This window comes from Pantoea sp. SS70 (assembly GCF_029866845.1).
Lineage (GTDB): Bacteria > Pseudomonadota > Gammaproteobacteria > Enterobacterales > Enterobacteriaceae > Pantoea > Pantoea leporis.
Window position 1 is genome coordinate 2,395,731 of sequence record NZ_CP117199.1, and the last position, 22,075, is coordinate 2,417,805.

At 57.0% G+C, this 22,075-nt stretch carries 21 protein-coding genes; 9 read left to right on the plus strand and 12 right to left on the minus strand.

Translation table 11 applies throughout. The features are described from left to right. Position 1 precedes the first annotated feature (1 nt). The 4 genes from PO881_RS11130 to PO881_RS11145 all read right to left on the minus strand — a co-directional run bounded on the left by PO881_RS11130 (position 2) and on the right by PO881_RS11145 (position 4,423). Positions 2-790 (minus strand): ABC transporter ATP-binding protein, encoded by a 789-nt coding sequence (locus tag PO881_RS11130; protein ID WP_217547516.1) that lies wholly within the window; start codon positions 788-790, stop codon positions 2-4. 10 nt (positions 791-800) lie between these two features. Next, a complete protein-coding gene (gene ntrB / locus PO881_RS11135) occupies positions 801-1,673 on the minus strand; it encodes a nitrate ABC transporter permease (protein WP_280172893.1) in 873 nt (290 codons plus the stop codon). A gap of 11 nt (positions 1,674-1,684) precedes the next feature. Then, the gene (locus PO881_RS11140; RefSeq protein ID WP_280172894.1) at positions 1,685-2,938 is read right to left on the minus strand and encodes a CmpA/NrtA family ABC transporter substrate-binding protein; all 1,254 of its coding nucleotides are present in this window, start codon (positions 2,936-2,938) and stop codon (positions 1,685-1,687) included. A 264-nt stretch (positions 2,939-3,202) separates the two neighbouring features. After that, the gene (locus PO881_RS11145; protein ID WP_101764125.1) at positions 3,203-4,423 is read right to left on the minus strand and encodes a nitrate regulatory protein; all 1,221 of its coding nucleotides are present in this window, start codon (positions 4,421-4,423) and stop codon (positions 3,203-3,205) included. A 487-nt stretch (positions 4,424-4,910) separates the two neighbouring features. On the opposite strand from PO881_RS11145, the gene PO881_RS11150 reads away from it, so the two are divergent. From PO881_RS11150 to PO881_RS11185, 8 genes are all read left to right on the plus strand, one after another. Then, positions 4,911-5,402, plus strand: coding sequence for a hypothetical protein (locus PO881_RS11150; RefSeq protein WP_101764607.1), 492 nt, complete (start codon positions 4,911-4,913; stop codon positions 5,400-5,402). An 84-nt stretch (positions 5,403-5,486) separates the two neighbouring features. After that, complete coding sequence (gene icmH / locus PO881_RS11155; RefSeq protein ID WP_101764124.1) at positions 5,487-6,701, plus strand: type IVB secretion system protein IcmH/DotU; 1,215 nt, start codon at positions 5,487-5,489, stop codon at positions 6,699-6,701. Next, positions 6,701-8,815 (plus strand): type VI secretion system membrane subunit TssM, encoded by a 2,115-nt coding sequence (gene tssM / locus PO881_RS11160; protein ID WP_280172895.1) that lies wholly within the window; start codon positions 6,701-6,703, stop codon positions 8,813-8,815. Before icmH ends, tssM begins: the two co-directional genes overlap by 1 nt. Positions 8,816-8,828: 13 nt before the next feature. After that, a complete protein-coding gene (tagF, locus tag PO881_RS11165) occupies positions 8,829-9,527 on the plus strand; it encodes a type VI secretion system-associated protein TagF (RefSeq protein ID WP_110866339.1) in 699 nt (232 codons plus the stop codon). Positions 9,528-9,560: 33 nt separating this feature from the next. Beyond that, positions 9,561-10,673 carry a type VI secretion system-associated FHA domain protein TagH gene (gene tagH / locus PO881_RS11170; RefSeq protein WP_137385967.1) on the plus strand — a complete coding sequence of 371 codons (1,113 nt, stop codon included), beginning with the start codon at positions 9,561-9,563 and terminating at the stop codon, positions 10,671-10,673. Beyond that, positions 10,670-11,446: a protein phosphatase 2C domain-containing protein gene (locus PO881_RS11175; protein WP_137385968.1), complete on the plus strand. Its 777-nt coding sequence runs from the start codon at positions 10,670-10,672 to the stop codon at positions 11,444-11,446. Before tagH ends, PO881_RS11175 begins: the two co-directional genes overlap by 4 nt. Before the next feature lie 13 nt (positions 11,447-11,459). After that, on the plus strand, positions 11,460-12,410 hold the full coding sequence (locus PO881_RS11180) for a hypothetical protein (RefSeq protein WP_110866342.1): 951 nt from the start codon (positions 11,460-11,462) through the stop codon (positions 12,408-12,410). 66 nt (positions 12,411-12,476) lie between these two features. After that, on the plus strand, positions 12,477-13,892 hold the full coding sequence (locus PO881_RS11185) for a serine/threonine-protein kinase (protein WP_277973706.1): 1,416 nt from the start codon (positions 12,477-12,479) through the stop codon (positions 13,890-13,892). Between the two features lie 6 nt (positions 13,893-13,898). Here the strand turns inward: PO881_RS11185 and PO881_RS11190 are convergent, their stop codons facing one another. Then, the gene (locus PO881_RS11190) at positions 13,899-14,570 is read right to left on the minus strand and encodes a gamma-glutamylcyclotransferase (RefSeq protein WP_168197458.1); all 672 of its coding nucleotides are present in this window, start codon (positions 14,568-14,570) and stop codon (positions 13,899-13,901) included. A gap of 237 nt (positions 14,571-14,807) precedes the next feature. Then, on the minus strand, positions 14,808-15,038 hold the full coding sequence (gene chaB, locus PO881_RS11195) for a putative cation transport regulator ChaB (RefSeq protein WP_101764116.1): 231 nt from the start codon (positions 15,036-15,038) through the stop codon (positions 14,808-14,810). Between the two features lie 367 nt (positions 15,039-15,405). On the opposite strand from chaB, the gene chaA reads away from it, so the two are divergent. Beyond that, complete coding sequence (gene chaA, locus PO881_RS11200; protein WP_101764115.1) at positions 15,406-16,491, plus strand: sodium-potassium/proton antiporter ChaA; 1,086 nt, start codon at positions 15,406-15,408, stop codon at positions 16,489-16,491. Between the two features lie 119 nt (positions 16,492-16,610). Here chaA and kdsA read toward each other — a convergent pair whose 3' ends face one another. The 6 genes from kdsA to hemA are packed head-to-tail and all read right to left on the minus strand — an operon-like array spanning position 16,611 to position 21,922. After that, positions 16,611-17,465 (minus strand): 3-deoxy-8-phosphooctulonate synthase, encoded by an 855-nt coding sequence (kdsA, locus tag PO881_RS11205; protein WP_277973707.1) that lies wholly within the window; start codon positions 17,463-17,465, stop codon positions 16,611-16,613. Between the two features lie 30 nt (positions 17,466-17,495). Further along, complete coding sequence (gene sirB1, locus PO881_RS11210; protein WP_101764113.1) at positions 17,496-18,305, minus strand: invasion regulator SirB1; 810 nt, start codon at positions 18,303-18,305, stop codon at positions 17,496-17,498. Next, positions 18,302-18,700, minus strand: a complete 399-nt coding sequence (locus PO881_RS11215; RefSeq protein WP_101764112.1) for a SirB2 family protein — start codon at positions 18,698-18,700, stop codon at positions 18,302-18,304. Before PO881_RS11215 ends, sirB1 begins: the two co-directional genes overlap by 4 nt. Positions 18,701-18,702: 2 nt before the next feature. Then, positions 18,703-19,542 carry a peptide chain release factor N(5)-glutamine methyltransferase gene (gene prmC / locus PO881_RS11220; protein ID WP_222233307.1) on the minus strand — a complete coding sequence of 280 codons (840 nt, stop codon included), beginning with the start codon at positions 19,540-19,542 and terminating at the stop codon, positions 18,703-18,705. Continuing rightward, positions 19,542-20,624, minus strand: coding sequence for a peptide chain release factor 1 (gene prfA / locus PO881_RS11225; protein ID WP_101764110.1), 1,083 nt, complete (start codon positions 20,622-20,624; stop codon positions 19,542-19,544). Before prfA ends, prmC begins: the two co-directional genes overlap by 1 nt. 41 nt (positions 20,625-20,665) lie before the next feature. Next, positions 20,666-21,922 carry a glutamyl-tRNA reductase gene (hemA, locus tag PO881_RS11230; RefSeq protein WP_280171778.1) on the minus strand — a complete coding sequence of 419 codons (1,257 nt, stop codon included), beginning with the start codon at positions 21,920-21,922 and terminating at the stop codon, positions 20,666-20,668. Positions 21,923-22,075 lie beyond the last annotated feature (153 nt).

Sequence of the window (22,075 nt, forward strand, 5' to 3'; positions counted from 1 at the left end):
CTTACGCCACAGCCGTTTGCTTTTCATACAGGAAATGCAGAATCCGCTGACGCAGCTGGTGATAGCGCGGCTCGTCGGCCAGCGCTACCCGTGAACGTGGACGCGGCAGGTCGATGTTGAGAATGTCACCGACCTGCGCGGCGGGGCCGTTGGTCATCATCAGCACGCGATCTGACAGCAACACCGCCTCATCGACATCGTGCGTAATCAGCACAATGGTGGTATTGAGCTCCTGCTGGATGCGCATCACGCTGTCTTGCAGATGGGCGCGCGTTAGCGCATCAAGCGCACCGAACGGTTCATCCAGCAGCAGCACTCGCGGCTGCATGGCCAGCGCACGCGCAATCCCGACACGCTGCTTCATGCCGCCGGAGATCTCCGACGGACGCTTATGCAGCGCGTGACTCATCTGCACGCGATTGAGGTTGTGTTCGATCCACTCGCTCATCTCGCTTTTGCTCATTTTTCCTTTGAACACTTGCTGCACCGCCAGCTCCACGTTTTGGTAGGCGGTCAGCCACGGCAGCAACGAATGGTTCTGGAACACCACCGCACGCTCCGGACCGGGACCGCTGATTTCGCGGTTGTCACACAGCAACACGCCGCTACTCGGCTGCGTCAGCCCGGCTATCAAATTGAGAAGCGTGGACTTTCCGCAGCCGGAGTGACCAATCAGGCTGAGGGTTTCACCTTCGTGGATATCAAAACTGACGTTATCGAGGGCGAGGAACTCGCCGCCTGCGGTATTGAAGCGCTGGCTGACCTGCTGTACGCGAATAATTGGATTCATCATCGGCTCCTTATTTTTCCCAGCTAAAGCGGCGTGCCAGTAACATCAGCGCCTGTTCGAGCAGTAAACCGACCACGCCAATCACCACGATGGCAATCAGGATGTTTTCCACATTGAGGTTGTTCCACTCGTTCCAAATCCAGAAACCGATACCGAGCCCACCGGTTAGCATTTCCGCAGCGACAATCACCAGCCATGCGATGCCCATCGATAAACGCATACCGGTTAACACTGCAGGCAGCACCGCCGGGAACAGAATGCGGCGCATCACTGTCCACTCATTGAGCCGCAGCACGCGCGCCACATTGAGATAATCCTGCGGAATTCGCTGTACGCCTTCGGCGGTGTTGATCACCATCGGCCAGATGGAGCAGATGAAAATGGTCCAGCTTGATGCCGGTTCAGCGCGCTGGAACAGCAGCAGGCCAATCGGCAACCAGGCAAGTGGACTGACCGGACGCAGCAACGCGATGATCGGGTTGAGCATGTGCGCGATAAAGGTAAAACGGCCAATCAGGAATCCGGCGGGAACGCCCACCAGCGCCGCCAGACCAAAGCCGATTGCCACCCGCTGCAGCGAGGCGACCACGTTCCAGCCGATGCCCTGATCGTTGGGCCCGTTGTTGTAAAACGGATCGGCAAACAGCGTGACGGCGGCTTGCCAGGTGGCATATGGCGTGGGGAAGCCTTTACTGGACATTGAAGCCAGTTGCCAGACAAACAGCAGCAGAATCAGGCCGCAACTGGCGGGGATTAGCCGCTGCAGCAGGGGACGGACCCAGCGTTGACCCCGACGCGGTGCGGGCGTTACCTTGAGTGCAATCACCTGCGCCGGTGGCGCGGCGATCGGCGCGGTATTGAGCGAGCGTGCTTCAGATTTCATCATGACCTCACTTAACGGCGTTTAAGGGCAAAACTGTCGGCATAAGCGGCGGGATTGCTGCCGTCCCATACTTTGCCGTCGAACAGTGTGCTGCTGCGCATCTCGCCGGCTGGGACGCTAATGCCGCCCACCGCGCTGGCGGCCTGTTTGTAGATATCAATACGGTTGATCTGACGCGCCACTGCTGCATAATCAGGCGCGGTTTGCACCATGCCCCAGCGCTTCATCTGCGTCAGGAACCACATGCCGTCGGAAATCCACGGGAAGCTCACTTCACCGTCGCGGAAGAAGCGCATACCGTGCGCGTCCTGCCAGCGCTGACCGAGGCCATTTTCGTACTGACCGAGCATGCGCCCTTCCAGCGTTTCCACTTTGGTGTTGATCCACGCGCGTCCGGCCAGCACCTGCGCGGTCTCTTTGCGGTTAGCGTCGGAGGCATCGATCCAGCGCGCGGCTTCCAGCACTGCGGCGGTCAGCGCACGGGCGGTATTGGGGTTCTCTTGCACCCAGGCGGCGCGCGTGGCGAGAATTTTTTCCGGATGATCCGGCCAAATTTGCTGTGTGGTGGTGGCGGTAAAACCGATGTTGTCGCTGATAGCACGCTGGTTCCACGGCTCGCCAACGCAGAAGCCACTCATGTTGCCCATCTTCATGTTCATCACCATTTGCGGTGGCGGGACCACCACGGTGCGCACATCCTCAAACGGGTCGATACCGGCGTTGGCCAGCCAGTAATAGAGCCACATGGCGTGTGTACTGGTTGGGAAGGTATGCGCGAAGGTAAAGCTGCCTTTGGCTTGGCTGGCGATTAATTTTTGCAGGCTGGCCGCATCAGTAACTTTCTGATCTTTAAGCTGATTCGCCAGGGTGATGGCCTGCCCGTTGTTGTTGAGCGTCATCAGGTTAGCCATCTCATGCTGAGGCCCGGCAATGCCCAACTGCAGACCATAAATCATGCCGTACAACGCGTGCGCGGCATCCAATTCGCCAGCGGTGAGCTTGTCGCGCACCGCCGCCCAGCTGGCTTCTTTACTCGGTTGCAGCGTCAGACCGAATTTTTTATCGAAGCCTTTTACTGACGCCATCACCACCGGCGCGCAGTCGGTGAGCGGAATAAAGCCGACGCGAATGTTGCTCTTTTCGGGCGCATCGGAACCGGCAGCCCATACCGCATTGCGTAATCCCGGCAGTAGATAGCTGCCACCGACCGCCGCGCTACCCAGGAGAAATTGACGTCGTGACAATGTGAACCGCGTTTTGCTCATCATGCGCATCCTGAAAAAAAGAATAAAAAAAGGCGTCCTCCCGCATGTCGCAAAAACATGGGGCCGGACGCCTTTATCCAAAGCACTCGCTTCACCGCCGTTGGCGAAACAAATGCGCAATGTCTGTAAGGTATTGCAAAGCCTGTGCCAAAAATATCAGGCCGTTTTATCAAGGCTGGCGCTATAAATGCGCTGATGATGCGTCGTTTTTGCACTGCGCTGACGCACTCTACGCACAGGGTTTGTGCAGCTACCTCCTTCGAGTTATGCCTTGAGCGTGGCGGCAACCGCCAGCACCGCCAGGGCTATTTCCAGCACCCGTTTGTTCTGGTTCATGGCGCTCTTACGCAGCGCCTGCCACGCATCCTGCTCGCTGAAACCGTGCTGCTGCATCAACCAGCTTTTCGCCTGATCGATAATTTTGCGTTCATCCAGTGACGCGCGCATCGAGGCGAGTTCATCGGCCTGCGTCTGCAGACGCTGCGACTGCTCACGGATCAACGCCAGCACCGAACGCCCGAGCTGGGGCGCGAGGCCATTGCTGTCCAGCGTGGTTTCAACGCCTGACAGCCAGCTGGCACCCGCGATATAAAGCGAGAAACTGGCCTCTTCTCCGATGGCTATCGGCGGAGATTCACTGTGCTGGGCAGCCGCAATCGCACACTGACAGCGATTCATCAGCGTGGCGCACAGCGTATCTTCAATCTGTTTCATCTGATCGAGACGCGAACTGAGCAGACTAAACCACTGCAACACGCCATTTTCACCGCACTGTGCGCCGGTGCAGGCGATGCGTCTTAGCCGCTCAATTTGGCTGCCGGCATCGGCTATCGCCTGCCAGCGTTGTAGATTTTCCGCATCAGAAAATTGGCTGAAAGTCGCAAAGCTTTGCTCCTGCGCAGCGATCAACACCTGAATGCGCTGCCGTTGCGTCTCGGTAAATTCACCGGCAGCGAATCCCGCCGAACCGGTGGCGCGCTCCTGTCCGGCCAGCTCTTTGCCTTGCATAAAGCTAAATAGCGCGATTAACGCACGCGAGATGTCCGGCTCACTGGCGGTATCCGCCGCTTCAAATACCAGATTGAGTAAGGTGCAGATGATGTGATTAAACGCATCCATCGCCTGCGCCTGCGTCACGGTGCGGCTGTGTACTTGCTGACGCAGCGCCGGCAGACTGTCCAGCGCCTGAAGCGCAGTCGCGATCAGCATGCAAAATCGGCTATAGCCGGGCTGCGCCTCTGCTTCCGGCAGCACCGCCATTGCACGCTGTTCGCGCAGTTCTACCTCCGCAGCGCGCTGTGCTAGCTCTTCACCAAACAGTCGACCAGCCGAGCACAGCCAGATATTGCTGGCTCCACGTTCACGCTGCAGCACATGGATCAATTCACTGATGGCGGTAATCTGTTCGCCGGTCCGCAGCAACCGTTGCAGGCTCGCAATCTCGCTGGCGCGGCTAGCACGTAGATAGTTCAAAGCCCGATTCATTGCTTTCTCCAGCGGTTTAGCGGTGTAAACAGAGGGTCAAGCAAAAGCCATGCCGTGCTGCGTTTAAACGTGGCAGAATAGGGCCCGGAAATTCCGAAATTGAGAAAATTGTTTCGCAAAGGAATCTTTTTTATCCCACATAAATAGATTAATCTTATTTACCATTTTCATTTGGTACTAACCGCGACCAAATGCCGTTGCGCAGCCTTGCACCGCTAACAGCAGCGAATAAATTAACTCAGCTTATCTATCACCGTGACTATGTGTTTTATATCATCGGCCTGCGCTGCTTTTTCGCCCGCTAGCACGGGATTTCTCATGGTGCAATGGTTTGAATTCTCAAAAGTCTTAGGTAGACTTAGTTCAGCACTATCTTTCTGTAATCTGTCTGTTTTTTTGATGGCTTTCTCGCTGCTTAATCTGCCTGCCTTAACGGCCCGTGCCGCAGATTACTCTGCAGCTAATCTGATGGAATTTGAGGATCATGGTGAATAAGAGTCTCGTGCTTGTGTTGCTGGCGGTATTAAGTCTGGCTGCTTGCAAAGCGCCACCGCCACCCGTTACAGATGACACGCTGGTAACCAGTGAAGTGAATGGCGTCCAACTGGTCCATCGTCATGCGGTGGCAGCACCTGGCGAATTCACGCCGGTCAATGAGAGTTATCGCGCGCTGTATGCTGCCTCGGTAATGACCACGCCTGATTATGGTGGCAAAGTAGTGCGCTATCTTGATAACGCCAAACCGTTTGAAGTGCTCGGCCGTGTTGAACACAGCTGGCTGGCAGTGGCTGATGAGCCTAACGGCCAGTTAATTGGCTATATTCCGCCGAAAGCGGGCGTGGAGAGCAGCCGTTACGACGCGACCATTCGAAGCGATCGTCCGCGCCCCCGCCGCAACAGCAAACAGGTTTGTGTGGCCGTTGGCGGCGCCAGCAAGGCTTGTCGCACTAACGATACCGCGACCTGGATTTTAGACTGATAATGCAATCCGGCGCACAATGCCCGCAGAAGCGCTTGCTCTGCGGGCTGTGATTTTCGCCCTTGCCTGGATAACCAAGATTTAATGACTCAGGATTCCCTTGCTCGCGATGGCATTGTCGCGGGCAATGATAACCTCTTGCTTAATGCCGCAGCACCCATCCTGAATGCCGTGGTACGTATACGGCAGGCCGCGACACATGACGATCCTGCCGGATTGCGCCAGTTACTGATCGAAGAGATCCGCCAATTCGAACAACGCTGTAAACAAGCGGGCTTGCCTTTTGAGATGATTATCGGCGCGCGCTACTGCCTGTGCAGCGTACTGGATGAAGCCGCAGCGCAAACGCCGTGGGGCACGCGCGGCGTGTGGTCCGGCAACGGCATGCTGGTCACCTTTCACAATGAAAGCTGGGGCGGTGAGAAAGTGTTCCAGCTGTTGTCGCGCGTATCGCAAAGCCCGCAGCAGCATCTGTGGCTGCTGGAACTGATCCACTATTGCCTGCTGCTTGGTTATGAAGGCCGTTATCGCGGCAGTGACAGCGGCCGCGCGCAGTGTGAAGCCATCCGTAAACGCCTGGCACAACTCATTACGGAACATCGCCCGGCAAGCGCCAATCCGGCGGTGCCGCTGGTGGAAGTGCATCCGCTGGTCAGCACCCTGACGCGTCCGATGGTGCCGCTTTGGGCCTGCGTTACCCTGGCCACGCTGGTGGCGAGCCTGATTTACAGCGGACTGAACTGGCGACTCGGCAACGCCGCCGAACCGCTGCTGCGCACCATCTATCAAACCCCGCTGCCACAAATCACGCCAGGACGTCGCCCTACTTCCCCTCAAGCGCTGCTTGATCTGCATCAACGTCTGAATGATGTGATTGCCGCCGGACAGCTGGAAGTGAGCGACGGCGCGTTCGGCAGCAAAGTGATCATCCCCGCTGACAAACTGTTCTCCAGCGACGGCACGGTGGTGAATCAGGTGGGACGGGCGCTGCTGGCGCATGTCGCCAGCGCAATGAAAACCGTTAAAGGCACGGTTTTGGTGTCGGTGTATACCGATAACAGCCCGGTCGATGGCCGTTTCGCCTCCAGCTACGAATTCTCCTCTGCGCGCGCACGCGCCATCATGCAGCTGCTTAATCCGCAGCTCGCGGAAGGTCACAGCGTGAAAGCGGAAGGTCGCGGCGACAGCAATCCGCTGCTGCCGAACGACAGTAATGAAAACCGCGCCCGCAATCGTCGGGTGGAAATCACCCTGTTTGTGACACCGGAAACCCTCGGCAATCATCAGGGAGGCCAATGATGCGCGCATCACTGCAACATCTGTTAACCCATCGCCTGCTGTGGAGCCTGATAGGCGTCACGGCATTGAGCTGCGTGCTGTGGATGCTCGGACCGCTGTGGAGCTGGGGCGATACGCGCCCGCTCGAGCCGGTATTGCCGCGCCAGTTCGCGGTGGGTCTGCTCTATCTGCTCTGGCTGCTGTTCCAGTTTATTCCTGCACTGTGGCGCGGCTGGTTTAATAGCAAGTTGCTCAACCGTCTGCAGCAGATGAGCCAGGAAGAGTTATCCGATCGCCAGGCCACCGAAACCCTGCTGGCGCAGCGCTTCAGTGAAGCAGCGCTGCGTTTAAAGCGCACCCAGTTTGGTCGTCGTCATCAGCAGAGCTGGCTGGCACGTTTTCAAAGTCACTACCTTTATCAGCTGCCGTGGTACGTGATGATTGGCGCTCCGGGCGCCGGTAAAACTACCGCGCTACTCAACGCTGGCCTGCAATTCCCGCTCACTGACAGCCTCGGCAAAGCGGCAATTCGCGGCGTGGGCGGCACGCGCCACTGCGATTGGTGGTTCACTGACAGCGCAGTGCTGATCGATACCGCCGGACGTTACGCGTTGCAGGAGAGCCAACGCGCGCGCGATGGCGCGGAGTGGCACAGTTTTATCAATCTGCTAAAGCGCTATCGCACCCGTCAGCCGATCAACGGCGTGATCATGACCATCAGCGTCTCCGATCTGCTGACCGATTCAGCCGAAGCGCGCCATGCACAGGCCAGCGCGCTACGTGAACGCATGGCGGAGCTGCATCAGCACACCGGCATTCACTTCCCGGTGTATGTGATGGTGACCAAAACCGACCTGCTGAAAGGGTTTATGAGTTTTTACGGCACGCTCAGCAAGCCGCAGCGCGATGCGATTTGGGGCTTCACTTTCCCGTGGGAACCGGGCAAACCGCACAAAGACGACTGGCACCGCAGCTTCAGCCAGCAATATCAGCACTTAGAGCAGCGTTTACAGCAGCAGTTGGCCGACGTCATGGCCGGCGAGCGCGATCTCACCCAGCGCGCCGACAGCTTCCTGTTCCCGCAAGAGTTCAGTTCGCTGCGTCCGCTGCTGAATGAGTATCTCGATGTGGTGTTTTCCAGCCATCAGGAGCCGATCGCCTGGTCGGCGCGCGGCCTGTTCTTCACCAGCGGCACGCAGGAAGGTTTACCGTTTGACCGCATCATGGGCGAGCTGAACCGCAAGCTGCAGCTGCCGCATACCGGCGAAAGCAGCCTCGCGGCGTGGAATAGCGTCGATCGCAGCAGTCCGATCCCCGGCAACAAAGGACAGAGTTTCTTTATCCGCGATTTACTGAGCGATTTAGTGTTCCGCGAAAGCGGCCTGGCGGGCAGCAATCGCCATTGGGAATACCGCAACCGCCTGTTCCACTGGATCGGTTATGGCGTGCTGACCGGCGCGCTGCTGCTGCTCTCCTGTTTGTGGCTCACCAGCTATATTCAGAATCAGCGTTATCTGGACCAGGTTGCCGAACGCCTCGCGCCGATCACCACCCAGAGTCAGCAGGTGATCCATCAGCCCGCCGATAATATTTTTGATCTGCTACCCTTCTTAAATAACCTGGTGAAACTGCCGCTCTCCGAGCGTTTTTCCCTCGACAATCCACCGCTTACCATGCGCGTTGGGCTGTATCGCGGCAACCAGGTCAGCGATGCGGCGTGGGCGCTTTATCAAAATGCGCTTAAGTCTTTACTGCTGCCGCGCGTGGCGCAGCAGATCACCAATTTGCTGCGTGACGATCCTGGCACCGATAACGAGTACAGTCGCAATGCGTTGCGGGCCTATCAGATGCTCTATCAGCCGCGCAATTATGACGGCGAGTTCCTGCGTGGCTGGCTGATGCAAAACCTGCAGCGCACGCTGCCGGATGATGTCAGCGCGCGCGATTTGCAGCAGCTCGACTGGCATCTGAGCCAGCTGCTGGATCAGCAAATTCAGTCTTCGCCGTATGCACGTGACAATGCGTTGATGATGCGCAAGCTTGCGGAGAATCTGAAAAATGCCGGTGACAGCAGCAACACGCTGGCGATTGCGCCGCACGTTGTTTCGCAGCGATTGACCAGACACAGTGAGTAATGGTGAGGTAATCATGCCGACACACACTGCGCCGGGCTGGTACGGCAAGTTACCGGCCACCGGCGATTTTTTGCGCCAGCGTCTGAGCGAAAATACCGTGACGCCGTGGAGCCACTGGTTTCAGCAAGGATTACTGCACTGGCATCAGCAAGCCGATGCCAGCACCGCACAGTTTTTACGTGCGCCGGTGTGGAATTTTGTGTTACCGCTTTCGCCGCTGCGTCAGCAGGTGCAGATGGGCTGCCTGCTGCCGTCTTGCGATCGCGTGGGCCGCAGCTGGCCGCTATTGGCGCTGCGCAGCTTCCCGCTGAGCCACTGGCACAGCGCGCAGCTGGCGATGTCCGGTGACTGGTTCCAGGAACTGGGCGCGTTGCTGCTGCACGCGGTGCGCGATCGGCTCAATCCCGATGCGCTGGAGCAGCAGATGCAGCGCCTGTCACCGCTGCTGGTGCCGGATACGCAGCGCAGCGACATCATGGATGTGATTGGTTTTGATGATTTACCCTGCACGCTGAGCTGGCGTGAAGTGGCTGACAGATTCGATCCGCAGCAGCACATGAGCTACTGGTGGAGTAATCGCAGTGACGGTTTTAGCCATGCCACCCATAAACACAGTGGCCCGCTGACTGCGCAACTTTTTTCATTATTGTTTAACCCGGCGTCTGGTGCACAGCCGGGCCGCAACGGCCTCTATCCACCGATGTTTGAATAGGCCGTGGCGTTTGCCTTGTTAACGGGATGACTCATGCAATTTACCATTGTGCAGTGCAATACGGATGTGCCCGCCAAGACGGTAGCCTTTAAACCGCCCGGCGGCACCATCGGCCGCAGTCAGGATAACGATCTGGTGCTGCCTGACGAATCGCGCGCCATATCGCGTCTGCAGGCGCTGGTGCATCTTTCGCCGGAGGGCGAGTGCCGCCTGACCAATCAGGGCAGCGTCACGTCGGTGGTATTGAACGGCGTCGCGTTGCAACGCGGCTCGCAAGTGGCGTTGCAGGATGGCGACACGCTGCAAATCGGTGAGTATGGGCTCGAAGTACGCGATCCTAACAACCTGAAAGCCCGCCAGGACGATCCGCTGGCGTTCTTTGCCGACAGCAGCGACGACCCGCTCGGTATGATGCAGGAGTCCGAGGTGATTCCCGAGCCGGTTGCGCGTCAGGAGCGCCGCAACGATCCGCGTCTGGCGATTGATCCGCAAAGCGATGCGCCGACGCTGCCCGCCACGTTGCCGGGCGTCTCTCAGGACAAACTGATTGCCGCGCTGCTGGAAGGGATGGGGCTCAACAACGGCCATCAAACCACCATCACCGAAGAGCAGATGCGCGTAACCGGTCGCATGCTGAGCCTGTTTTCGCAAGGTACCGTCGCCCTGCTCTCCTCGCGCTCGATCCTCAAGCGCGGCGTGAAAGCCGACATGACGATGATCCTCAATGAGGCGAATAACCCGTTCAAGATTCTGCCGTCCGGTAAAACCGTATTGATGCAGATGTATCAAAGCCAGATGCCGGGCTTTATGCCGCCGGAACCGGCGGTGCGCGATGCGCTGGTGGATTTGCAGGCGCATCAGCTCGGCATGATTGCCGGTATCCGCGCCATTATTGCCGCCATGCTGCAATCGTTTAACCCGCAGCGCTTAGAAGAAGAAGCACGCAAAGATGGCGTGCTGCCCAAAATGGCGTTCAGCACCGGACGCAAAGCGGCGCTGTGGGATTACTTCTCACGCCACTATCAACGTACCGCTGGCGAAATTGAGGATGACTTCCATACGCTGTTCGGCGAAGCCTTCCTGCATGCCTATGATATGGAAGTGAATCAATACAAAGATTCTCAAACGCGGACCGAAGACGCATGAAGATGATGTTTGCCAGCCGCTGCCAGCAAGGCATGCGCGACGAAAATCAGGATCGTACCGGCGCCGAGCTGGACGATCACAAAGCCTGTTTTCTGGTGTGTGACGGCGTCGCCGGTTTGCCTGGCGGTGATATCGCCGCGCAACTGGTGCGCGATACGCTGCTAACGCAGCTGCAGCACAGTGCGACGTTCACCCCTGAAAGCACGCGCGCCGCCATCGAACACTGCCAGCAGGTGCTGATTGAGGCACAGGGAAACAATCCGAATTTTTCACGTATGAGCACCACGCTCGCCGCGCTGTTTATCGACCGCGAAAAACAGCGCGCATGGTGGGCGCACGCTGGCGACAGCCGGGTTTATCACTTCCGTCATGGGGTGCTAAATCAGGTGACGCGTGACCACAGTCTGGCCCAGCAGTTACGCGAGGCGGGCTATGAAAATACCGGCATTAACAGTAATTTACTCTATAATGCGCTCGGTGTTGAGCCTGCCCGTCCGGCCACTTTTAGCGAGGTGATTACGCTGGCCGATGGCGATGCGTTTCTGGTTTGCAGCGATGGATTCTGGCTCAATCTCACCACCCACGAAATGGAACTGGCCCTGCGCATGGTGAATGCCTGCGAAGAGTGGCTGACTTTGATGGAACAAGCCGTTAACCGCAGTGTTAAAAGCGACAATCTCAGCGCTCTGGCCGTCTGGATTGGCGAACCGCAGGAAGCGACGCTGCTTTATTCCCAGGCTGATGCGGCACGTTTTCTGCCGTCACGTTATTGATCCAAGGATGCTTATGAAAGTGTGGTTGACGGGCTTCGCAACCCTGTTGCTGGCCGTAAATGCGCAGGCAGAAGATTATCGCGTGGTGTATTCCCCGAGCCTGTCATTAGAAGTCTACATTGATGACGTGGCGAGCAAAGCGCCCAACGACTGGTGCAAAGAGACGCTGCCGCTGCGCATCGTTTCGGGCAAAAGCACCGACTCCAGCATCCTGACCAGCTTCCTGCCGCGCGTCGGTACGCTGCTGGCGAATCAGTGCGGCCTGCTGGATGAACTGCCATGGCAGATGACCAATAAAGAGGGCAGCGTGCTGGCTAACGGCAGCGCAGCCAAATTACAGAACTGGCGCCCGATCGTGCTGAACGATGCCACCGCCAGCGCCACCACCAGCAACGCCGCGCCGCTCGATTTGTCACGCCCGGCGGATAGCACGCCGCTGCAGCACTTTGCCTTGCCGGGCGGCTGCCATTTCCGTACCTGGTGGGATGACAAAGGCGAATCGCTGTTTATCCCGGATAACCCGAATCAGCACTGCTCCACCGAAGGCTGGCTGGAAGGCCCGAGCGAAATGACGCTGATGAGCGCTGGCAAAACACATAATCTGGCGCTGAACTTCTATCAGGGCTACCCGATTGCAGATTTGAAAATGAGCGGTCCGCCGCTGGAAGTGGTCTCGGTGAATAACCAGCGCATGATTGTTACGCGTCCGGATGCCGATGATAGCTGGTTAGTGCTGCCGTTTGATGCACAACAGCATGTGTGGCGTTTTAGCGGCACACTTCTGGTCAAGATGGACAAAACCGCCGATCAGGGCAGCGATGTGCTGAAAAAGCGGGTTGAGACGTTACGCGGCGTTTGGTCGCCGCAATTTATGCCACAGCAAAAAGTGACTGTGTTACTGATTGACACCCTGCATGCGGATCTCGCCGATCCGGCGATTGGTGCCTGGCGTAACATTAATTAATTAGCGGTCGTTGCCTGCCGTCATCGTGATGACGGGGCGCTACAGGACGTGTTCAGAGAGTTCACTATGTCGGCAAACGAAAACCATACACCTAACGCCCTCCCTGCGGGCTACCGGTTTAATGAATTTGAAATCAAGGAAGTGATTGGCGGCGGCGGCTTCGGCATTGTTTATCGTGCCTGGGACCATCAGCTGGAACGCACCATCGCGATCAAAGAGTACATGCCCGTCTCGTTGGCGGTGCGTGCGGCGGATATGTCGCTGGAACTGCGCGGAGAGCGTTTCCATAAGCTGTTTACCGCCGGTCGTAATAGCTTTATTCAGGAGGCGCGCCTGCTGGCACGCTTCAATCATCCCGGCTTGCTACACGTGTTGCGCTTCTGGGAAGAGAACGGCACCGCCTACATGGGCACGCTTTATTACAGCGGCATGACGCTGAAAGAGTGGCAGATCACCAGTCCGGACAGCATTGACGAGAACTGGATCCGTCGTCTGCTACCGCCGCTGTTTGGCGCCATTGATACTATCCACGCCGCCGGTTATCTGCATCGCGATATCTCGCTGGATAACATCCAGATTCAGGAAAACCAGCTGCCGGTGCTGCTTGATTTTGGCTCGGCGCGCAAAGAGATCGGCAACCTCTCGGATGAAACCGAGATCATGCTGAAGCCCGGCTTTGCGCCGATTGAGCAGTACAGCGAAGAAGGCGAAATAGAGCAAGGTCCGTGGACCGATATCTATGCGCTAGGCGCAGTGCTGCACAACCTGATCACCGGCCATGCACCGCCGGTGAGCGTGGTGCGCTGCATTGAGGATAACTATCAGCCGCTGGTGGAGCGCAAGCCGGAAGGCTATTCGCTGCCGCTGCTGCACGCCATTGACTGCGCGTTAGCCATGAAGCCAGCAGATCGTCCGCAAAGCATTGATGCCTTTGCCAGCTTGATCGATCTGCCGGTCAGCGATGTCGAAGCGCTCTCCACCACTATTCCGCTCGTGGCTGAGCCGGTTGTGCCGGTGGAGCCGAGTGTTGCAACGCCGGAACCGCAAGTGTTGGCCGTCAATCATGCTGCTGCCTCCGTTGAACCTTTGACGCCGCGCAACGTGCGTCGTTTGTCGCCAGGTTTAGTGGTGGCCGCTGCGATTGCGGTGCTGGCGGTTGTGGTGGTGGTTTGGAAAGCGAATCATCACAGCGAAGCACCACCGGTCGCCGCCAGCACTGCGCCCGCTGCGCCTGCCGCAGCAGGCAACAGTGTAGCGAGCAGCGCACCGACGGTGGCGACGGTTTATCTGCGTTTGCAGGCGGGTGAGAATGTGATGCTGAATGGCGAAGCCCGCGATGTGAAGCCCTCCTCCAGCGGATTCGCTTCACTGAATCTGGCGGCGGGGAACTATCGCATTGAGGTGCGTAACGGCAACCAGGTGCATAGCCAATCGCTGACCATCGATAAGCCGGGAACCTGGCTGATTAATCCGGCGCAGTAATCTGTATCAGCGCGCTGCCGAATGACTCTGCAGCGCTCTGACATCTGCTGCCAGGCGCGTCAATGCCGCTTCCTGCATGCCACGTTTGCCTAGCTCCTGCTCCAGCGCGTAGAGGTATTGTGCGTTGGTGCCGAGCGGACCGCTGGCCTGGGCAATCAACGGCGCAATGGTGCTGCGGCAGGAATCGGTTTCATACAGCGGATGACGCGGATCCATGATAAACACCAGCGCGGTGACGTTGCGTCCATCCTCCAGCTCCAGTTCACACCAGGTTGGCAGATAGCAGCCGGTGATCATTTCACGCTTCCACAGCAGCTCCAGCTCATCATGCAAACGCGATTCCGGTAAACGGAACGCCAGTCCGCTGGTGGAACCGCCCTCTTTCAGCGCCAGCATACGGCCAGGCGCGGTTACGGTGCCGCGACCGGCAATCAGACGCAGGCAAAACGCACGGTGCCAGCCCTCTAAACGACCCGGCGCCACTTCGGCCGCTTCAAAAATGGGATTCCACATCAGCGAGCCGTAGCCAAAAATCCACACCGGGCTTTGGTCAGGACGACAGGCCAGCGTCGCGGACAGCGATGCCGCACGCTTTTCACAGCTCCAGAACAACGCTTCATCAATATCGCCAAACGATGTTTTACAATCTGCTTTTAACAAAAATTCCCGCGTTAACACTGTGGTCTCCTCTACTACGCTGACATCTTGCCGGTGTGGTTCCTCAAAACTGATGTCTACAGGCGACGCTCATTGCATCGTCTTAAGAGAAGACATTAATTCATTTTTAACAAAACATTCAAGATTGACCCCGATCACAAAAGGGAAATTCTGTGTAAATAGCATCGGCTGCCTGGTGAGGAACTTGAATGGCGAAGGGAAAAGTGCGAGGCGGGCCGCACCGGCCCGCAAAACAAACTAGTTTTTAGGGTGCCACTTGTCATCGTCACCTTTTGAGTACTCGTGCTTGACTGCTGCCCAGGCGACTTTGTGTGCCACCTCTTCGCGCGACTCATCGCCACGCCGGTCGTCGGGATCTTTGTATTGGTCCCAGGCGCTGTTAAAGGCCTTTTGATAGATGGTTTGCGCGTGAGCCGGCAGGACATGACGCACGCTGTCTGGCAGCTCTTTGTTTGATGAATAAGGCATATTTCCTCCGGTTTCATACCCAAGGTTTAAGTCTGGATCATCTGGGTCAAAACGCAAACTGGTACTTTCACGGGCAGATGGCGTAAAACAGGTTTAAACCTCTATAAACTTCACCCTATACGACGATTAACCAGACCAATCTCATCTTTAATTAGGTGAGTGACTCGTGCAACATAATGAATAAAGGCGTTAATCCAGCGATAACACACTCTTTTGCCGTGTTATGCATAATAAACGCTTTTGGTAAAATCGCGTAAAGTCACAGCAGCACAGCTGATGAAAAGTTACACTGCGTTACGTCAGAAAACTCATTATATTTATCAGGCAATGATTGCCTGCTTTGTACTTTTTCCGGAGAGGATGGTAAATGCCTGGACATGAGAAAACCCGCCATACCGAGTACTCACTGATTTTCCCCGTTGCTGCGCTGGCGGTGCTGAGCTTCTTCGGCAACCAGACAGCGCTTCTGCCGGTTATCGGCATCAACCTGTTGGCATTAGTTGCCATTCTGTTTAGCGCCTTCAGCGTGGTGCGTCACGCCGACGTGCTGGCACACCGTTTAGGCGAACCTTATGGCTCGCTGATTCTCAGTCTTTCCGTCGTCATACTTGAAGTGAGTCTGATCTCCGCGCTGATGGCCACCGGTGATGCCGCGCCCGCGCTAATGCGCGACACGCTCTACTCGATCATCATGATTGTGACCGCCGGTTTAGTCGGCTTTGCCCTGCTGCTGGGCGGACGCAAGTTTGCCACGCAGTACGTTAATCTGGCGGGCGTAAAACAGTACATGATCGCCATTTTCCCGCTGGCGATTCTGGTGCTGGTGTTCCCCAATGCGTTACCTGGCGGTAACTTCACGACTACGCAGGCGCTGATCATCGCGGCGATTTCTGCGGCCATGTACGGCGTGTTCCTGCTGATTCAAACCAAAACCCACCAAAGCCTGTTCGTTTATGAGCATGAAGATGATGGCGACGATCCGCACCACGGTAAGCCTTCTGCGCACAGCTCGTTGTGGCACACCGCATGGCTGATCGTGCATCTGATTGCGGTGATTAGCGTGACCAAGATGAACGCCAATCCGCTGGAAAGTCTGCTGACAGAACTGAACGCCCCGGCGCAGTTCACCGGCTTCCTGGTGGCGCTGTTGATCCTGTCACCGGAAGGTTTAGGTGCAATCAAAGCGGTACTGATGAATCAGGTGCAGCGTGCTATGAATCTGTTCTTCGGTTCGGTGCTGGCGACCATTTCGTTGACGGTGCCTGCAGTGACCATCATCGCTACCCTGACCGACCAGCAATTGGTGTTCGGCCTTGAGCCACCGCAGATGGTGATCATGAGCGCCGTGCTGATCCTGTGCCACATCTCGTTCTCAACGGGCCGCACCAACGTGTTGAACGGTGCCGCGCATCTGGCGCTGTTTGCCGGGTATTTGTTGACGATTATGCTGTGAGACTAGCGGTCGGCATAAATGCCAACCTTACGGAAATCGTGCATGTTGTAGGATCGCCATTAATGGCGACCAGCCAATAAAAAAGGCGCCATCGGCGCCTTTTTCATATTTAAAAACAATCAGTTGCTGGTATCCAGCTCTGGGAAGCTCTTCACCAGATCGTCGATGGCTTTCATCTGCACCAGGAAGGGTTCCAGCTTATCCAGCGGCAGCGCGGATGGACCGTCGCATTTGGCGCTGTTTGGCTCTGGGTGCGCTTCGATGAACAGGCCAGCAATGCCAACCGCCATGCCGGCACGCGCCAGCTCGGCGACCTGCGCACGACGACCGCCAGACGCAGCGCCGAACGGATCGCGCGTTTGCAGCGCGTGGGTAACGTCGAAGATCACGGGGCTATTGTGGGTGACGTTCTTCATCACGTTGAAGCCGAGCATATCGACAACCAGGTTGTCATAGCCGAAGTTGCTGCCGCGATCGCACAGGATAACCTGATCGTTGCCGCCTTCGACGAATTTGTCGTAGATGTTACCCATCTGGCCTGGGCTAACAAACTGGGGCTTCTTGACGTTGATTACCGCGCCGGTTTTCGCCATCGCTTCCACCAAATCGGTCTGACGCGCGAGGAAAGCCGGCAGCTGAATCACATCAACCACGTCAGCCACCGGCTGCGCCTGCGATGCTTCATGCACATCGGTGATGATTTTCACGCCGAAAGCCTGCTTCAGCTCCTGGAAAATCTTCATGCCCTCTTCCAGGCCAGGACCACGATAAGATTTGATTGAAGAGCGGTTCGCTTTATCAAAAGAGGCTTTGAATACGTAAGGGATCCCGAGTTTGTCGGTGACCTCAACGTAGTGTTCGCAGATGCGCATGGCGAGATCGCGCGATTCCAGCACGTTCATGCCGCCGAAGAGAACGAATGGCAGATCGTTTGCGACCTTGATATCGCCGATATTCACTACTTTCTGTGTCATGCCCTTTCCTTTCCTTTTATCGGGTAACGCTTAGTGCAGCGTTACCTGTTTCTGTTCAATTGCGTGAATCTGCACTTTAATCATCTCGCTGACCGGATCTTCAGGACACTGTTCAACGAAATAGGTCAAATCATTCAGCGCGATGTGTTCACACTCTAATTGCGCGTAAATCAAACCACGGTCGCGAATCTCGTAAGGATCGTCAGGATCGATCTGCAGCAGCACTTTGCTGACGTTCAGCGCCAGCTCCATCTGCTTCTCTTCCATCAGCGCGGATTTCAAGGTGTCGAGCATCTTGCGCATCACGTTGATGGTCTTGGCTTCGTCGAGATCGTCGTTATACAGCTTGGCGGTTGGGCTGATGTTGCCTTTCAGCCACACTTCCAGCGTATGCGTATCCAGCGTTTCGCCGTTGAACGGGTTGATCAGCCACATTTCGCCATCTAACCAGTCGGCACGCAGAATCAGCTGTGTCGGGAAAATCACCGGCATCAGCGGCAATTCCAGCTCATCGGCGATGTGCAGCAGGATCACGCCCAGCGACACCGCCGTGCCCTGACGGCTCTTCAAGACTTTGTCGATCCACAGCGCGTCGGAGAGATTGTAGACGCCGCTGGCGCCGCCAAATCCCCACTGACGATAGAACAGCTCCAGCAGCTTACCCAACTGCAAATCGGCGTCCTGTTCGCTGCTGACAAACTCACGGGCTTCATCTACCAGCGCCGCCAACTGTTGTTGCACAGAAGGCGCGGAAAAATCATTGCGTATGGCGCATGTGGCGCCAATCACCGCTTCACTCAGCGGTGTTTTACTGTAATCGAGTTGCTCTGGCGAGGTCATACAATCCCCAATAACGGCATTTTGGTCATCGCCAGCTTAATCACAAACAGCAACGCTACGATTGCAATCAGGAAGGCGATCCAACGTGTCCCCATTTTACGTGGGCGACGGCTCAATGCCACGGAACCTAAGGCGATGTAGATAATAACCGCTAACAGCTTCTCCGTCAGCCAGCTTCCTTGCGGTGTGAACGGATAAAAATGCGTAATCATCACCAGCAGCGCACCGCTTAACAGCAAAAAGGTGTCGTTAACGTGCGGCGCAATGCGCACCCAGCGGCGTTGCAGCATCGCTGAGCCGGTGGTTTGCCAGTAGAAGCGCAGCAAAAACAGACAAATCGTCAGCGCAACGGTCAGCAAGTGAAAATGTTTAATCAGGGGATACCAGCTCGCCATCGTTATTCCTTATTAAAAAATTGTCCTAGTGTGACGCGCGGATTACCGCCGTAATCGTCAACGGTGCTCACCGCCTGATAACCGTGCTGCGTCATGATGGCGCGCACGGCTGCACCTTGCTGCCAGCCATGTTCCAGCAGCAGCCAGCCGCCAGCGTGCAGCCAGTGCGGTGCGGTGTGAATGATAAAACGTAAATCGGCCAAACCCTGATCGTCCGCCACCAACGCGCTGCGCGGTTCAAAGCGCACGTCGCCCTGCTGCAGATGTTCATCGGCGGCATCAATATAGGGCGGATTGCTGACAATCAGATCAAAACGTTGGGCGGGAAGATCGTTAAACCAGTTGCTGAGGATGAAGCGGGCGTTATCAATGTGCAGACGCTGCGCATTGTCCTGCGCCAGTTCCACCGCCGCCGCGATGCGATCGCAGCCGATAACCTGGCAGCCTGGCCGTTCGCTGGCCAGCGCCAGCGCAATCGCGCCGGTGCCAGTGCCTAAATCCAACAGAGACGTCGCGGCGGCCGGCAGATGTGCCAGCGCTTGCTCCACCAGCACTTCGGTGTCCGGACGCGGGATCAGCGTGGCATCACTGACGCGCAACGGCAGCGACCAGAATTCACGCTCGCCGACCAGATGCGCAATCGGCTCGCCGTTGACGCGGCGCGCCAGCAGCGCATTCAGTTGTTCCAACTGCTGCGCGTCCAGTTCCGCATCGTCAAAGGCAATCAGCCAACTGCGCGCTTTGCCCGTCACAAAACCCAGCAATATTTCCGCATCGCGCTTCGGGCTGTCGCCGCCACAGAGCGCTACCACAGCCTGCTGTAGCCAGCGACGGATGATCATTAGTCCTGTCCAGCCAGCGCGGCCAGCTGATCGGCTTGATACTCCTGCACAATCGGCTCAATCAGCGCATCCAGCTTGCCTTCCATCACCTCATCGAGACGGTAAACCGTGAGGTTGATGCGGTGATCGGTGACGCGGCCCTGCGGGAAGTTGTAGGTGCGGTTACGATCCGAACGGTCGCCGCTGCCGAGCAGGTTACGACGCGTCGAAGCTTCAGCGGCATTACGCTTTGCCGTTTCCGCCGCGTGAATACGCGCGCCCAACACCGCCAAGGCTTTGGCTTTGTTTTTGTGCTGTGAACGTTCGTCCTGACACTCCACCACAATGCCAGTTGGCAAGTGGGTGATACGAATCGCGGAATCGGTGGTGTTAACGTGCTGACCACCGGCACCGGAAGAACGGAAGGTGTCGATTTTCAAATCGCCGGCGTTGATTTCCGGCATTTCCGCTTCGGGCAGTTCCGGCATGACCGCAACGGTACAAGCCGAGGTGTGAATACGGCCCTGCGATTCGGTTTCTGGCACGCGCTGTACGCGATGGCCGCCCGATTCAAACTTAAAGCGGCCATAGGCGCCATCGCCGATGATGCGGGCGATCACTTCTTTATAGCCGCCGTGCTCACCTTCGTTGGCGCTGATGATCTCAACCTGCCAGCGACGCGCTTCGGCGTAACGGCTGTACATACGGAACAGATCGCCGGCAAAAATCGCCGCTTCATCACCGCCGGTTCCGGCGCGCACTTCGACAAAGCACGAACGTTCATCGTCGGGATCTTTCGGCAGCAGCAGCACTTGCAGCTGTTGTTCCAGCGCTTCACGCTTCTCACGTGACAGCTTTAATTCTTCCTGCGCCATCTCGCGCATTTCCGGGTCTTCCAGCATCATTTCGGCAGTTTCAACGTCTTCCTGCACCTGCTGCCATTCGCGGAAACAACGGGTGACGTCGCTAAGCTGGGCATATTCGCGTGATAACGCACGGAAACGATCCTGATCGGCAATCACGCCGGCATCGCCCAGCAACGCTTCCACTTCCTCGTGGCGTTCCTGGAGCGCTTCCAGCTTGGCAACAATAGAGCTCTTCATGTAATAGCGGGTATCCCAGTGATAGGTCGTGACTGACCAGATTACTCTAAACCGAGGCTGTCACGTAAGATCTGCAGGCGTTCGCTGTCGCCATCGCGCGCGGCCTGCTGCAGTGATTTGGTTGGTGCATGAATTAAACGGTTGGTCAGCTTGTGTGCCAGTTCCTGCAGCACTTTTTCGGCGTCAGCGCCCTGCTGCAGCGCGGCCAGCGCGCGTTCCTGTAACTCGGCGCGCACCTGATCGGCCTGCGAACGGTATTCACGGATGGTTTCAACCGCGCTTTGCGCGCGCAGCCAGGCCATAAATTCGCCGCTCTCCTGCACCACAATGCTTTCAGCCTGCACGGCGGCGGCTTTGCGCTGCGCCATGTTCTGCTCGATGATCGCTTGCAGATCATCAACGCTGTAGAGATAGGCGTTCGCCAGCTTGCCCACTTCCGGCTCGACATCGCGCGGTACGGCGATATCCACCAGCAGCATCGGCTGATTGCGACGCGCTTTCAGCGCGCGCTCCACCATCCCTTTACCGATAATCGGCAGCGGGCTGGCGGTGGAAGAGATAATGATGTCGGCATCGGCCAGACGGGTTTCGATATCGCCGAGGCCAATCACTTCTGCCCCCACTTCATCGGCCAGCAGCTGAGCGCGTTCGCGGGTGCGGTTGGCGATCATCAGCTTCTTGACGGAGTGTTCGCGCAGATGACGCGCCACTAACTCGATGGTTTCACCAGCGCCGACCAGCAGCACGTTAACGGTGCTGAGCGATTCAAAAATTTGAGGCGCGAGTGAACAGGCAGCGAAGGCGACCGATACGGCGCTGGCGCCAATCTCGGTTTCGGTGCGCACACGCTTGGCCACCGAGAAGGTTTTCTGGAACATGCGCTCCAGTTCACTGCTCAGCGCGTGGTCGCGTGACGAATCAACAAAAGCTTTTTTTACCTGACCTAAAATCTGTGGTTCACCCAACACCAGTGAATCCAGCCCGCTGGCCACGCGCATCAGATGGCTGACCGCCGCGTTATCCTGATGCCAGTAGAGGCTGTTGCGCACATCCTCTTCACGCAGATCGTGATAGTCACACAGCCAACGCACCAGCTTCTCCTGCAGGTCGGCTTGCTGCTCTACACTGAGGTAGAGTTCCGTACGGTTGCAGGTCGAAAGGACCACACCGCTCTGCACCATCGGCTGGGACAGCAGGCTATTCAGCGCCAGTTCCAGCGTGTCTGGTGTAAACGCAACGCGTTCGCGTAGCGCAACAGGTGCAGTTTTGTGGTTGATTCCGAGTGCAAGCAGCGTCATGTGATTCGGGTTGGGATATCCCAAGTGTTGTCAGGGTTTTGTGCAGCGCATTCTACAAGATGCCACAGGTCAAGAAAAGCCATACAAAGCCTATGACAGTAATAAGATTAAACTGATCGTGCGCAATTATTGCCATAACAGCATTGACGGCTT

Excerpts from the sequence above, each read along its gene's own strand:
- PO881_RS11130 (WP_217547516.1), bottom strand. The coding sequence starts at position 790 with ATGAATCCAATTATTCGCGTACAGCAGGTCAGCCAGCGCTTCAATACC.
- ntrB (WP_280172893.1), bottom strand. The coding sequence starts at position 1,673 with ATGAAATCTGAAGCACGCTCGCTCAATACCGCGCCGATCGCCGCGCCA.
- PO881_RS11140 (WP_280172894.1), bottom strand. The coding sequence starts at position 2,938 with ATGAGCAAAACGCGGTTCACATTGTCACGACGTCAATTTCTCCTGGGT.
- PO881_RS11145 (WP_101764125.1), bottom strand. The coding sequence starts at position 4,423 with ATGAATCGGGCTTTGAACTATCTACGTGCTAGCCGCGCCAGCGAGATT.
- icmH (WP_101764124.1), top strand. The coding sequence starts at position 5,487 with ATGACTCAGGATTCCCTTGCTCGCGATGGCATTGTCGCGGGCAATGAT.
- tssM (WP_280172895.1), top strand. The coding sequence starts at position 6,701 with ATGCGCGCATCACTGCAACATCTGTTAACCCATCGCCTGCTGTGGAGC.
- tagF (WP_110866339.1), top strand. The coding sequence starts at position 8,829 with ATGCCGACACACACTGCGCCGGGCTGGTACGGCAAGTTACCGGCCACC.
- tagH (WP_137385967.1), top strand. The coding sequence starts at position 9,561 with ATGCAATTTACCATTGTGCAGTGCAATACGGATGTGCCCGCCAAGACG.
- PO881_RS11175 (WP_137385968.1), top strand. The coding sequence starts at position 10,670 with ATGAAGATGATGTTTGCCAGCCGCTGCCAGCAAGGCATGCGCGACGAA.
- PO881_RS11180 (WP_110866342.1), top strand. The coding sequence starts at position 11,460 with ATGAAAGTGTGGTTGACGGGCTTCGCAACCCTGTTGCTGGCCGTAAAT.
- PO881_RS11185 (WP_277973706.1), top strand. The coding sequence starts at position 12,477 with ATGTCGGCAAACGAAAACCATACACCTAACGCCCTCCCTGCGGGCTAC.
- chaB (WP_101764116.1), bottom strand. The coding sequence starts at position 15,038 with ATGCCTTATTCATCAAACAAAGAGCTGCCAGACAGCGTGCGTCATGTC.
- chaA (WP_101764115.1), top strand. The coding sequence starts at position 15,406 with ATGCCTGGACATGAGAAAACCCGCCATACCGAGTACTCACTGATTTTC.
- kdsA (WP_277973707.1), bottom strand. The coding sequence starts at position 17,465 with ATGACACAGAAAGTAGTGAATATCGGCGATATCAAGGTCGCAAACGAT.
- sirB1 (WP_101764113.1), bottom strand. The coding sequence starts at position 18,305 with ATGACCTCGCCAGAGCAACTCGATTACAGTAAAACACCGCTGAGTGAA.
- PO881_RS11215 (WP_101764112.1), bottom strand. The coding sequence starts at position 18,700 with ATGGCGAGCTGGTATCCCCTGATTAAACATTTTCACTTGCTGACCGTT.
- prmC (WP_222233307.1), bottom strand. The coding sequence starts at position 19,542 with ATGATCATCCGTCGCTGGCTACAGCAGGCTGTGGTAGCGCTCTGTGGC.
- prfA (WP_101764110.1), bottom strand. The coding sequence starts at position 20,624 with ATGAAGAGCTCTATTGTTGCCAAGCTGGAAGCGCTCCAGGAACGCCAC.
- hemA (WP_280171778.1), bottom strand. The coding sequence starts at position 21,922 with ATGACGCTGCTTGCACTCGGAATCAACCACAAAACTGCACCTGTTGCG.